The 12,769-nt window shown below is 58.7% G+C and carries 12 protein-coding genes, 2 pseudogenes and 1 riboswitch; of the genes and pseudogenes, 10 read left to right on the top strand and 4 right to left on the bottom strand.

What is annotated here, in order from left to right; all coding sequences use genetic code 11:
- Positions 1-115: 115 nt before the first annotated feature.
- Positions 116-436, bottom strand: coding sequence for a DUF2471 family protein (locus P3T40_RS36795; RefSeq protein WP_429272606.1), 321 nt, complete (start codon positions 434-436; stop codon positions 116-118).
- 326 nt (positions 437-762) lie between these two features.
- Here P3T40_RS36795 and P3T40_RS36800 point away from each other — a divergent pair, with 326 nt between their 5' ends.
- The 10 genes and pseudogenes from P3T40_RS36800 to P3T40_RS36845 all read left to right on the top strand — a co-directional run bounded on the left by P3T40_RS36800 (position 763) and on the right by P3T40_RS36845 (position 7,512).
- On the top strand, positions 763-1,002 hold the full coding sequence (locus P3T40_RS36800) for a hypothetical protein (RefSeq protein ID WP_429272607.1): 240 nt from the start codon (positions 763-765) through the stop codon (positions 1,000-1,002).
- Between the two features lie 83 nt (positions 1,003-1,085).
- The gene (locus P3T40_RS36805; RefSeq protein WP_429272608.1) at positions 1,086-1,364 is read left to right on the top strand and encodes a hypothetical protein; all 279 of its coding nucleotides are present in this window, start codon (positions 1,086-1,088) and stop codon (positions 1,362-1,364) included.
- Between the two features lie 49 nt (positions 1,365-1,413).
- A complete protein-coding gene (locus P3T40_RS36810; protein WP_429272609.1) occupies positions 1,414-1,542 on the top strand; it encodes a hypothetical protein in 129 nt (42 codons plus the stop codon).
- A 102-nt stretch (positions 1,543-1,644) separates the two neighbouring features.
- Positions 1,645-1,902 carry a hypothetical protein gene (locus P3T40_RS36815; RefSeq protein WP_429272610.1) on the top strand — a complete coding sequence of 86 codons (258 nt, stop codon included), beginning with the start codon at positions 1,645-1,647 and terminating at the stop codon, positions 1,900-1,902.
- Between the two features lie 92 nt (positions 1,903-1,994).
- Positions 1,995-2,387, top strand: coding sequence for a hypothetical protein (locus P3T40_RS36820; RefSeq protein WP_429272611.1), 393 nt, complete (start codon positions 1,995-1,997; stop codon positions 2,385-2,387).
- Positions 2,388-2,395: 8 nt separating this feature from the next.
- Complete coding sequence (locus P3T40_RS36825) at positions 2,396-2,869, top strand: hypothetical protein (protein ID WP_429272612.1); 474 nt, start codon at positions 2,396-2,398, stop codon at positions 2,867-2,869.
- A gap of 891 nt (positions 2,870-3,760) precedes the next feature.
- Entirely contained in the window at positions 3,761-4,003 is a 243-nt protein-coding gene (locus tag P3T40_RS36830) for a DUF3717 domain-containing protein (protein ID WP_429272613.1), read from the top strand.
- Positions 4,004-4,162: 159 nt separating this feature from the next.
- Positions 4,163-5,199, top strand: a pseudogene (locus tag P3T40_RS36835) (ATP-binding protein).
- 113 nt (positions 5,200-5,312) lie between these two features.
- A complete protein-coding gene (locus P3T40_RS36840) occupies positions 5,313-6,239 on the top strand; it encodes a hypothetical protein (protein ID WP_429272614.1) in 927 nt (308 codons plus the stop codon).
- A gap of 7 nt (positions 6,240-6,246) precedes the next feature.
- Complete coding sequence (locus P3T40_RS36845) at positions 6,247-7,512, top strand: vWA domain-containing protein (protein ID WP_429272615.1); 1,266 nt, start codon at positions 6,247-6,249, stop codon at positions 7,510-7,512.
- Between the two features lie 468 nt (positions 7,513-7,980).
- Here P3T40_RS36845 and P3T40_RS36850 read toward each other — a convergent pair.
- From P3T40_RS36850 to P3T40_RS36860, 3 genes and pseudogenes are all read right to left on the bottom strand, one after another.
- A pseudogene (locus P3T40_RS36850) lies at positions 7,981-9,032 on the bottom strand (HoxN/HupN/NixA family nickel/cobalt transporter).
- Positions 9,033-9,122: 90 nt separating this feature from the next.
- Positions 9,123-9,318, bottom strand: a riboswitch (cobalamin riboswitch).
- 951 nt (positions 9,319-10,269) lie between these two features.
- Positions 10,270-11,844, bottom strand: a complete 1,575-nt coding sequence (locus P3T40_RS36855) for a hybrid sensor histidine kinase/response regulator (RefSeq protein WP_429272616.1) — start codon at positions 11,842-11,844, stop codon at positions 10,270-10,272.
- Positions 11,845-11,846: 2 nt separating this feature from the next.
- Entirely contained in the window at positions 11,847-12,650 is an 804-nt protein-coding gene (locus P3T40_RS36860; protein ID WP_429272639.1) for an alpha/beta fold hydrolase, read from the bottom strand.
- Positions 12,651-12,769: the final 119 nt, after the last annotated feature.

Genomic DNA, 12,769 nt, shown 5'->3' on the forward strand with positions numbered 1-12,769 from the left:
CTATACCAGGGAGCGGCGTTTTTCTTTGCCGAACTGAAATCGGTTCGCCGTGTTTCTTTATCCAACGCCGCCCCTCAACCGGGCGGCTTTTTTTCGTCCGGACGCCACCTCTTTCTCAGTCCGCATTGGGGCCGACTAACACTCTTGCAACGAGCTTCCCGAAGTCGCCGGCCGCAACGGCATCGCCAGACGTCAGCACGTCGTCACCCGGCGGTATGGTGATTTCCAGCAAACGCGCGTCGATCAGCTGCGCAGGCCATCGGGCTGCAAGCCCAATGTCCGCAAGTGTTTCTTCCAGGATATCGCGCATTAGCTGGCGGGTCAGCAGCGCACCGCACGCGCGGTGCCGCTCGGCAATGACGCGCACTACGCGCTCGACATCGGCCCGGAAAACGGCGTGGCCGCGCCGGATGGCAAGTTCCTCTTCGGTGATCATGCTGATGAATGGTTCAGACTGTGGGATGGGAATTGTAATCCGGTCGCATGACCTGGCTCGAAACCGGACTGCGTTGGGGGCTCGCGGGAAACACGTAGCAATTCCGCGAGCATTCCAGCTAAGTTACCGCGGCATCGTCAGTAGACTTTCCCTATTCCCTGCGCCTCAGGCGCATCGACCCACGCTCACCGGCTCCGCTAGTGTGCCGATTTTCTCAGCCGATTCATGATCGGCCCTATCTCAGGCAGATCACCCTCTGCTTTATTACCCTGTTGGGAGCCTTTTCCCAACGGGAAACGGCTCCCTATTTTTTTTGGAGTCGTCCCATGGCCAAGTCCGCTATCGTCAAGGTTTCAGAGTTGAACGGCTTTAAAGCCAATCAACGTGTTTTCGCGCAGGACGTCGAAGCAAGTCCTCCGCAACGTTACCCTGGCGCAATCAGTTGCGTCTGGAGTAACGGGTGGGCAGACATCAAGTGGGATTTCGATCTGCCCTTCGAAGCCGAAAGGCATCTCGTTCGCAGCGGTAGAGTCGAGCTACATCACCTAGTGCGCCAACCGACGTAACGACTTCACCGCCTGTCATTTCAACCCTGTTGGGAGCCATCTCCCAACAGGGGATGGCTCCCATTTTTATTCGGAGCTGTTCCATGTCTTTCTTCAACAAAGTTGGCAAGTCGTTTTACCGTAAGCTTGTGTCGATTACGCTGGCGATGGCGTTGATCAGTGTCGTGCTAGTCATTGGCGCTTGCCTGTTGGCCATAACGTCAACTAGCCAGCGGCCGCTTGCTGCCTACGTACTTGATATCGGATTTTTGTGCATGTTGTCGCCTTTGGTCGCTGTGATCTGCGCCATCGTGCGCGGCTCCTTTAGCGGGGTGCGGGAAGTTTTCAACCGCCGATTCGCTTTCAACGGCCCGCGTTTCTAACCTGGCCCATCTTTCCTTTCCCATCGGGGCAACCACCCCGATGGGATGGTTGCCTCGTTCATCTGAGGCCATCGTGATCCGTATCATCACCCTCGTTGTTCTGTTTTCCATGCTCGCCGGTTGCGCGGGCTACACCGACTTCGGCTCGCCCGACGTCTACCAGCGCGCGGACTCTTAGCACGCTGGCAGTCTGGAGGAAGCCACCGTTGTTCGGGTTCGTCGCGTCACGATCCAGACCTTCGGGGATGGCTCAGGTGCGACCAGTCTTATCACTGCGGGCGTGAGCGCTTTCCTCGGCTCGCGTGTCATCGGAAATGGCAGTGGTCGCTATGTCGCGGCTGCCGTCGCCGGTGCAGGCTCGGGCTTTATCGCACAGCACGTAAGCGCAGCACTCTCGCGGACCGCCGGTCTCGAGATTGTCCTGCGCAAGGCCAAGGGCGCAATGCTCGTGGTCAACCAACCCGACGATCACTTTTTCTCTCCCGGCGATCCGGTGCTCCTCGTGGACACGAACTCGGGCCTTCGCGTCACCCACTGACGCTTTCCAGCCCGGCGCAAGCCGGAATCCTCCATGCATGAGGACGCGTGTCCGTTCCGGACCTCCTCGCCATTTTCTTTTTGTGAGCCGTTATGTTGAAAATTCCGAAGGTGTTTTACGCCGACCGGCGCTCCGCCAGCGCGGCGGCCGACGCTGCTGTCATTGATCACACGACGCGCATGCTGCGTCGTGTTGCAAGCGATTTTCGTCTGCGCGCAGGCGAACACGAGATCGTGACCGAACCGGCCCGCCGCGGTCGAGCTTGTCGCGTCACGCTGCGTACCGCGGCAGTCATCCTGGGAGTGGCCGTTCCATCCACACTTCAGGCTGTTGCCGTGACCCTCCGCGCGCGTCGCGGCCGTTCCGACATATCGGGTGGCCGTGACAACGCAGTGACGCTCGCGCAGCCTGGATCGCGCGATGGCTATAACTCACTGCTGAGCGGGCTGCGGCTCGCCGCAGGCGTGGATAGCGACTGCCGCTAGGAGCCGCCATGGAAATCGTCGATGTGTTTGTCGAGTATCCGAGTGGCATGAGCATCTTTGATTCCGCGACGTATTCGCGCGGCTTCAATCAGGTCCGTGTCTCCGAACGTCTTGCTGCGGTGTTACGGGAGCTTGGCGTTACCGAAGCGCCGCCCGAGGTCACGGCAACGATAGATGGCGTACCAGTCGTCCTTCAGCAGTGTACCGAGGGGTGCTTTTCGGTCGAATTCGCGACGGATGAGCAGCCGAAACAAGGTCCTGGCTTCCTGCTGAGACGGATCGGCCATGAATGGACGGAGGATCAGCGGCAGCAGTTTGGGCGATATGCCCACACGTTGTCCGCAGCATCGATCGTCGGTGCGGTTGGCTACTGGCACTCTACGCAAGTCTGGACGGCAACAGCCGTGTTCAACATTGCCATGCTGGTTGTCTTCTTCGTGATACTATTTTTAACAGGCATGGATTCCATGAACGGAGAATGAACATGGGTTTCGGACTTTTTGTTCTGGCGATCGGCGTGGTCGTTTGCGGGTATGGTAGCTATATGAGCAACCTCGGTCGCAAGGCTGATCGCGAACGCCGTCATACTCGCGTTTCGCGCTAGCTGAAAGTATGGGCTTCAGTTTCTTCGCGTTGGGCGTCGCAATTGCGCTGTCCGCTCTCGGGCTGGTTATGGACCACAATGGTCGCAAAGCCGATCGCGCCCGTCGCAGGATTTCGTAGCATGTAACCTGCACGGCCGGTCAAAAAACTGGCACTCTGACATTGAGCCGCACCTTCGGGTGCGGCTTTTTCGTTGTGTACCGAGCATGTCCAATAGCTCGGGGGTGAGGCGTGAGCGTGTGGCCCAGGAGTGTGATCAGTCCATGCGTGATCTGCTGGCAAAGCAATGGCGCTGTGCACGTGCGCAATACTTCGCGTGTTCTGTCGAGGTACGCCCGATCGTGACCGATGAATGGCGACGCTGGCGTAGTCCTGCACGGCCTGGTTATTTTGTGTACGTACTCCAAAAGCATAACGGCGTAGCTGAGCAGAAAGCCGGCCAGCGCGAAGCGGAGCGCGCCGCGCTCCATGTCCGTATCGAGCGGACCTGTCCGCGCAGGCCGTACTGCTGCAGCTGTAACAGGCGCAGCACCTTGACCCCGCCGACGCGATTGCGTCGGCTTTTTTTTCCTGTGATTTTGCGAAGCTGGAGTTAAGCTGGATTGAAATCGCAACCTTTCCAGTAAACGCAGCGAACGGGACACCCTAGACTGGTGGTTATCACCCGCGTCCCTGACGCATCGACCCGCCAGCTTCTGGCAAATCATTTGCCCCGTTGGGACCACGTCCCCCGGGCGTCGTTCAATTGGGCATCCCGCAGTGAGGAACCCATGAACCACTCCACTCCCGCTGACGCCAGTGCTGTTTCGATTGCACGTATCGAAGCCGCGATCAACCTCTGGCGCGCAGCACAGTCGGCCGTGCCCGAATCGGGCGAAATACTCGTTCTCGATGCAGAGAGCCGGTGTCTTGCCGATCTTTACGGCCTCGTGATTTACAACGGATGGACGAGTATCCCGCTGGCTGCGCTGTCGCAGAGCCAGCAGGACGCCCTGTCCGTTGCCGAGGCATAAGCCTCTACCTTTTTCCAGCGTCGAACGACGCATCGAACCGCCGGCTTCCGGCACTCAACCTTTCCCGCGGGGACACGTCCCTGTGGGATGTCCTTGCGGGTTTTCCTTTGCGAGAACCCCGTGAATGCATCCGTAAAAGCCACTGCGGCTATTTCCGCCATTCAGGCACCTGCCAACCAGGTCGTAGCATCGCAGCTGACCGAACTGCTAACCGCGTATGTTCCGGCACGTTTGCCGGTGCTCATTACCGGCCGCCCGGGTATTGGCAAGAGCGACATCGTGGAACAGGTTGCGCGAGCAACCGGCCACGAACTGCTCATCAGCCATCCGGTGGTGGAAGACCCGACAGATTCAAAGGGTCTGCCATTCCCGTCGCCCGACGGCCGCACGGCCTCCCACCTACCGTTCGGTGACCTTGAACGGGCGGTGCACAGCGCCTTGCCTCTGATCTGGTTTCTTGATGATCTCGGACAGGCCTCTCCGGCTGTTCAGGCCGCGAAGATGCAACTGTTGCTTGCGCGGCGAATCGGCAACCACGTGTTGCCTGATCACGTCACCTTCGTTGCGGCCACCAACCGGCGCACCGACAACGCGGGGGTAACGGGGATTCTGGATCCCGTCATCTCGCGGTTTGCAACCGTTGTTCAGCTGATCCCGACGATTCAGGACTGGTCGGCGTGGGCAGTACGTAACAACGTTCCGCCTGAGCTGATCGCGTTCCTGCGCTTCCGGCCAGATCTGCTGTCTGTCCAGAAAACCAGCCGGGACATTGAGAACTCGCCAAGCCCGCGCAGCTGGGGCTTTGTGGGCAAGACAATGAACGTGGTGCCGAAGTCTCTCGAACTGACCTCCTATGCAGGCTCGGTAGGAGAGGGCGCCGCGACCGAGCTGCTCGGCTTCCTCGGCATCTACCGGGAGTTGCCGTCGCCAGACGCAATCCTGCTGTCTCCCGACACCGCTCTCATCCCGGAGACGCCCGCAGCGCTCTTTGCGACAACGACGGCGTTGGCTGCACATGCGACCGAAGGCAACTTCGACCGCGTGCTGACCTACAACGACCGACTGATTGACGCGGGACACCGCGAATTCGGCGCGCTCCTCGCGCGTGACGCCATCCGGCGCACGCCGACCCTGCAGAACACGCACGCATTCATCCGTGCGCAAACCGGCCCCTCGGCGAAATCATCCGGGGCTGACCGGTAGGTCTTTACCGCTTCATCGCTGTTTTTCTTCGCCACGGCCCGCTTGCGCGCGCCGTGGCTTTTTTCTTTCCGCTGCATCCATTCATTTTTCTGTCTGGAGTTTTTCCATGAACATTACCGATATCAAATCGAAAGTCATGCTCGCGTCCGTCACCATCTCCACGTGGCAGGCTCGCTGCTTTGACGAAAAGGCGACTGAAGAAGTCGAGAAGTCGCATGAGACCAAGGGAATTGGCCGCTTCAACAAGCGTCTGATGCCCGAGCATGCGCCGAGCTACAAGGAAGTGGTGTCGATCGGCAATCGCATCCGCTCGTACTACTACGACCATTCGCTGAAGTACGACCAACTGGGTGTGCGCCTGCTGCCGACGATGATCTACATGGATTTCGCCGACCAGATGCGCAAGCTGAAGGACGAGTTCGATCTGGCAGTGTCGGTCTTCCTGACCGACTATCTGGACCTGAAGGAAAAGGCGCGCGCGGAACTGAACGGCCTGTTCAATGAGGCGGACTATCCGAGCCTCGCGCAGATGTCCGGGAAGTTCGGCATCAAGATGGCCGTGCTGCCGTTTCCGGACGCAAGCCAGTTTGGTATCGATCTGCCTGACGACATTCTCGCCGGTCTGCGTTCCGAGATTGACCAGCACGTGGTGGCCTCGATTTCTACGGCAAATAGCGATCTCGTTGGCCGTCTCTACGAGGCCACATCGAAGCTGGCTGACCGGCTGTATGCGGTCGGTAACGTGCGGCTCGATGTCACCAACCAGGTGCGCGAACTGTGCGAGTTGCTGCCGAAGCTGAATTTCAGCAACGACCCGAAGCTCACGCACATTCTCGACCAGGCCAAAAAGCACCTTGCGGTTCATACCGGTGCGGATCTGAAAGAGTCGCGTGTGCTGCGCTCGCAGGTCGCGTCCAAGGCGCAGGAAATCGAAGGGCTGATGGCGGCGTTCATGGGCGGTACACCGGAGCCGATGATCGAACAGGCGCCAGTGTTGCAGGAACAGACACCGCTTCTGCGACTCGTCGCGTGAGGTGGCCATGGATCCGCGTATCTCGAAGCAGCGTACTTCGCTTGTGCTGGACCAGCCGTTTTTTGGCGCGCTGGCTCTGCGTCTGAAGGTGGTCGAGGATCCGTCCTGCAAGACGTTCTGGACGGACTCGGTATCGATCGGCTACAACCCGGCGTACCTCGCGGGCCTGAACGACCTGGAAACGCGAGGCGTGCTGGCGCATGAAGTCCTGCACGTGGCCAACGGCCACTGCTGGCGCCAGAGCGATCGCGATCCCGATCTTTGGAATGACGCGTGCGACCACGCGATCAATCCGATTATCGTCGACGCCGGCATGCTGCTGCCGAAGGGTGCCCTGATGGACGTGCGCTTTCGTGGCAAGTCGGCCGAGGAGATCTACGGCATCCTTGTGCATGAGAAGCGGCAAAAGCAGAAGCAACAGCAGCAGGGGAAAGGGCAACGGGATGGTGGCAAACCGGGAGGGCAGTCTGACCAGCAGGCAGGCGATCCGACCGGGGGCAGCAGCCCGCCGCAATCCGCGAACGGCGCGAACACACCGTCCGCAGGCTCTGATCCGGCTGCATCTGCGAACGCCAATGCTGATCCCGCTCCCTCTTGTGGCGAGATCCGTCAGTACGTAGCCGACGACCGCGCGAAGCAGGAAGCGGAATGGAAGGTTGCCGTGCATCAGGCCGCGAAAGCGGCCCAGATGCGCGGTGGCATGCCAGGCGGTCTGCAGGGGATGATCGCGCAGGCGGTCGAGCCTGCTGTCGACTGGCGGCCGATCCTGCATCGCTTTGCGCAGGATTTGTCGCCGACGGATTACAGCTTCGCGATCCCGAACCGTCGCTATCTGCATATGCGCCTGTACCTGCCATCGCTGCACGAACCGGCGGTTGGCGACGCGGTGTTCGTGCGCGACTCGAGTGGTTCGGTCTGGGATGAGACGCAGGCGCAGTTCGCAGCGGAAATCCTCGCCGTGAACGATGCAGTGCGTCCGCGCCGGTTGATCGTGATGGACTGCGATACGCGGGTCACGCAGATCCAGACCTTCGAGCGCGGTGAAGCCGTCGACCTGCAGCCCGTTCTTGGTGGTGGCGGAACATCGTTCCTCGATCCGTTCAGGCGACTCGCGGACGACGGTATCCACCCTGCGTTCCTGGTCTATCTGACCGACATGGACGGCCGGTTTCCCGATGAGGGACCGTCATATCCGGTGCTGTGGGCATCAACAACGCCGCTGCGGCGCGCCAGACAGGCGCCGTTCGGCGAGGTGGTTGAAGTGATCTGTTAGTGGGCAGACTGTTCGCCCGTTCTCTTAACCCACGCCCGGCTATTGCCGGGCTTTTTTTTGGCCAAGAAAAAGCCCGCGCAGTGGCGGGCTGAATCCATATCGGAGGAGACATGGAGGAGACGCACTAAGTATAAACCCTTAACCGATTTTGGCAAGTGCGTCGTGGCGGTGTCGGGTGCCACAGAAAGTGAAAAGTGTGCCAGATAAGTGAAAAAGCGCTGCCGACGATAGTGAAAAATCCCGCAGCTGCTGAAAGACAGTAAGACAAACGCCCGGACATCCGGGCATTCTCTTTTTGGTCGGTAGTCCTGAACGTGCTGGGGTTGCGCCGGCCGAAATCGACCCGGAACTGCCGTTCGCCTATCTCGACATCGGAAATTCAGAACGTCGGGACAGGCTGGTCTCACTCCATAGCATCGTTCACGTACCACGGCGCGAGATCAAGGATCAGCCCGTGGTGATCCCGGCCTAGCCGATTTCCACCTCGTCCAGTTTCTTTGCGCGGTAGACGATGAAAGAGATGACCCAAGCCGCTGCGAAAATCCCGATGATGCCGTAGCCGAGCAGGCCGAAATTATTGTTGAGGTCGCTGATACGGTCCCAGAACCATCCTTGCAGATTCAGCTCTCCTGCGATCAGCCCCAGTGTTTCGATCCCGCCAATCAGGATCGCCACGACGGCGGAGACGATGGTGATGGTGAGGTTGTAATAGAGTTTGCGGATCGGCTTCACGAAGGCCCAGCCGTAGGCACCGAGCATGAGGATGCCGTCGGTCGTGTCGATCAGCGACATGCCGGCAGAGAACAGTGCCGGAAAAGCAAGGATGGACCAGATCGGCAATCCCTTGCTGGCCTCTGCTGCGGCGACGCTCAGCAGGCTCACTTCCGTCACTGTGTCGAATCCCAGTCCGAACAGAAAACCTACCGGCAGCATCTGCCAGCTCTGACCGATTAACCGGAAGAGCGGCTTCAGTATCCGGGCGATGAATCCCCGGTTGCAAGCAGGATGTTGAAGCTGTCATCGTCGTAAGCACCGCCGCCCCGCACACGGCGGTAAGTCTTATAAACGTCCCGGGCGACCACGAGATTCAGGGCTGCCATCAACAGCAGGAAAGTGCCTGACACAAGCGTGCCAATAATGCCCGCGATGTTATTGAAGGATTCAAAGCCACTCTGCAGGCTCATCACCGTGATGGCAATGATGACCGTGCCGATGAGCAGCACCAGAGAGTGACCGATGGAAAAGAAGAAACCAACACCTACAGGGTGCTTGCCTTCCTGCATTAACTTGCGCGTAACATTGTCGATAGCGGCGATATGATCTGCATCCACCGCGTGGCGCAGACCAAAGCCATAGGCCAGCAAAGCGGTGCCGAGCAGTACCGGGCGACTATGGAAAGCAATGAGCGCCCAGGCCCAGGCGCCAAGGTTGACGGCGATGAGAAAGACGTAAATGCCGATGACCTTGCCTCTCACATCGGCGGAACTGTCGTTGAAAACGTGTTTTAAAGCTCTGAGCATGGTTTTGCCTCCAAATGGCGTTCGTCTCAGCAAACCGGCTCAGGCAGCAGAACCTGAACCTTCACCGGGGCACCCCGCCCGATGCGTATGCGTCGACGCCGTTTGATGGCAGGTCTCCTGGCTGGCGGGTCGACGCCCATTGCCGGCCTTCCCGGTTTCCCAGTGGCCCTTCTGGCATGGACTCGCCGCTCACAGTTGCGGGGGCAGCCGCAGACTCGAGGCGCGAAAGCCTCCACTGCGTTCCCTTTTGATCCCGTCGCCGGGAACCATCAGCGCGCAAGCGTAATGGGCCGTGCTATGAGAGGTCAATCGTTTAGCCCGGCAGCGCGGCAAAAAGACGGCGTAACGCGCTCCGATCCCTGCTATCGAGGACGATCGAAAGCTTCTGAAAGGGAATTGACGGTTGAGTGATCGGCGCACTCGCATCTGATAGCGCTCCTGGTTTGGTCGATTGGCAACGATCTGGGTCACGCTGCCGAACGACTGCTTGTAGCCGCACGCAGCCTTCGCAACCGGCGCAGCGCGGGCCGCTCTCACACACTCCGGCAAATCCAGCGAATTCGCGTCACAAATCCGGCGAGTCCACTTTACTCGGTTCCGCGTTATCTAGCGCGTGACCGAATTTGTTGTCAAGTTCTTGATTTTTGTTGGCACCCAGTCCAACGAATTCCGTTCCCCTGCACTGTGTCGGTAAACCGAATTCGTTGGAGACTCGAAACGGAATTGACTGGACTTCCCGGAATCGGCCGTCGTAGGGTCTTCTACTTGCGGCGAGCCGAAGCGCGGACGGTACCCGGTTCGGGCGGCCAATCGCCGAACGGCGGGAGAGCTGCAGGGAAACGGATTAAACTGGACAGCCGGGAAAGAGTGCGGATGCAAACGAATGCCGTGCCGCGGCGAAGGGATACCCGCCGTGCGGCCGCTCCAAAATAAACCCGTTGATGCCATAGCGAGAGCCAGCAGTCATGCAGCGCTGGCTGTACCTGATCGTTGCACTGAGGCCCCGTGCGTGCCGGCCACATCCAAGTATCGCCCCGATACGGTCATGTTGATGCGAAACGATAACTCTAGCTGTCACTTCGGCCGAAAAAAAGTGATGCTGAACGAGCGCTTTCCTATGAATACGTTAGCGTTAGCCGCCTAAACCTTGACAATTTCGCTAGGCCTGTATGAGTTGTCGCCAGCCATTCGTTTCTGATGGAATGAGCGGCGACCTTGAGCGTAGCGCGTCCCGCAACTATAAACGGGGAACCGATTCGCTGCCGTTTAGCGCGTCCAATAGGCGTTGGACATCCACTGGCTTGGTGAAATGAACGTCGAAGCCTGCTAACCTCGCTTCGCTTTTATCCTGCTCCAGGCCCCACCCAGTGAGCGCAACAAGCAGCAGCTTTTGCCCTGACCGCGTTTTACGGATGTTTCGCGCGACTTCGTAGCCGTCCATTCCGGGTAAGCCGATGTCCAGGACAACCGCGTCGGGATAAAACTCGCCGAGTAACTGTATGGCGCGTAAGCCATTCTCAGCGACCTGCGTTGCGTGACCTTCCATTTCAAGCAACATGGCGAGGCTAGCCGCGGCGTCCTCGTTATCGTCAACGACAAGCACTCGCTTAGATTCGCCCTTTGTCGGCACAGGAGCGGGTTCGTTGCTTGGTGGATTTTCCGAATCGAGCAATGCCGGCAGTCTCACGGTGAACTCACTTCCCGATCCGATACCCGCACTTTTGGCCGTGACGGTGCCGCCGTGCAAGTCAACCAAGGTCCGCACGAGCGACAGGCCAATGCCAAGACCGCCCTGAGAAAAGTCTTTTCCCTTGGACAACTGAGAAAACGTCCGGAATAGTTTCGGAAGATCGTCGGCTGAGATGCCGATGCCGGAATCCCGCACGGATACCACCGCATACCCCTGGTCTTGCTTGCCGGTGAGACGCAATGTGCCGCCACGCGGGGTGTATTTGGCCGCGTTAATGAGCAGGTTCGATAACACTTGCGAGAGTCTGGTCGGGTCAGCGTCGAGGAAAACCGGCGTGCTCGGATATTCGATGGTCAGTTGGTGGGAAGCGGCATCCACAGTCGCCTGCGACGTCTCGACCGCCGTTCGCATCAGCGCCGATAAATCGACGCGTGTCTTTCTAAGTTCGATCTTTCCTTCATTGATACGGGACACTTCCAGCAGGTCATCCACCAGATGTGCCAAGTGCCCCAACTGCCTGTTCAGAACGTCATGGGACCACTGCACCTGTGGGTCGGAGAATTCTTTAAGTCTCAGCAGATCGAGCACCATCCTCATCGGCGCGAGGGGATTGCGTAGCTCATGCGCAAGCGTTGCCAAAAATTCATCTTTGCGTCGGTCCGCCAGCTGCAGGGCGTGTTGAGCGTCGCGTTTTGCTTCGAGTGCCGCCTCGGCATTTTTTCGAGCGAGCAACAGCTCGCGCTCATAGGCGTGGCGGTCCTTCACCACAACAAAGGAAAAATCGTCGAAGATCTCGTCGCGATACACCCGTCGCGACGCGTTGATAAGCATCGGGATCAGCGTCTCGTCGCGGTGCTTGATATCCAGCTTGACTTCGGCCACCGAGCGCTGCATTTGAAGCAAGGGCGACCAATGTGTTTGCTGAAAGACTTTGCCGCCGATAGTCAGGAAGTCCTGCAACCGGCGCACTTCAACGAGCGCGCTTGCCTCATATCCGACCCACCGGCAAAAGGTGGCATTGACGCGCACGATCGTCCCGTTGCCGAGCGTCGTCATCAATCCGCACGAGGCGAGGTCATAGGCTTCTGCGACCGGGGGCAGTTCCCGATTGGGGACGCCCATCGCTATAACGACAGGCCTCGTAAGAAGGCCTCCGTCGCGTCAATGCTGGCACCTGGTGCGCTCAGATGCGGACAGTGCCCGACATTTTCCACAATACTGAGAACGCTTTGCGGGATATTCCGATGCATATATTCCCCCACAGATAGTGGCGCGAGCAGATCCTCGTTTGATTGCAAAATCAACGTTGGGGTGGTCACACGCGATAATTCGGCCCGGTGGTCCGCCAGGAAGGTGACACGGGCAAAATGCTTCGCGATGTCGGGATTGGTCCGGCAAAAGCTGTTGGTCAGTTCGTCACTGAGTTCCGGCTGCTCCGGGGCTCCCATAATGGCTGGCGCCATCGTGCTTGACCAGCCGAGGTAGTTGCTTTCCAGGGTTTCGAGCAATCCATCGATATCGCTTCGCGAAAAGCCGCCGACATAATCTCCGTCGTTGATGAAAGATGGCGAAGGACCCACCATGACATTAGCCGCAAACTTGTCCGGTGCTTCCAACGCGGCGAGCATGCCGATCATCGCACTCACCGAGTGGCCCATATAGATCACAGGGCCTGATGCAAGCTCGTCCACGATTTCGAGCACGTCCGTGGCATATCCATGAAGGGAGCCGTATTTGTCGTAATCGTAAGCGGAAAGATCGGAGCGCCCGCTGCCCACCAGATCAAAAAGAACCGTTTGATAGCGGTCCTGGAAGCGCGGCGCAACGTAGCGCCACATGCTTTGGTCACATCCGAAACCGTGTGCAAAAACCATCGTGAGGGGTCCGTCGCCGCTGGCTTGGACGTTGTTGCGAATTCGCACGGACATGGCCACCTCGGAAATTTTCGTATCGATATTGTTCCACATCTGCAAGGTAATTTTTTACCTAACTATGACCGCGCCAATCAAGAATTACAATGCTGATAGGAAACGCATGGATTTTTTGG

Origin of the sequence: Paraburkholderia sp. EB58, assembly GCF_050436665.1 — a bacterium.
In the GTDB taxonomy this organism is placed as follows: domain Bacteria; phylum Pseudomonadota; class Gammaproteobacteria; order Burkholderiales; family Burkholderiaceae; genus Paraburkholderia.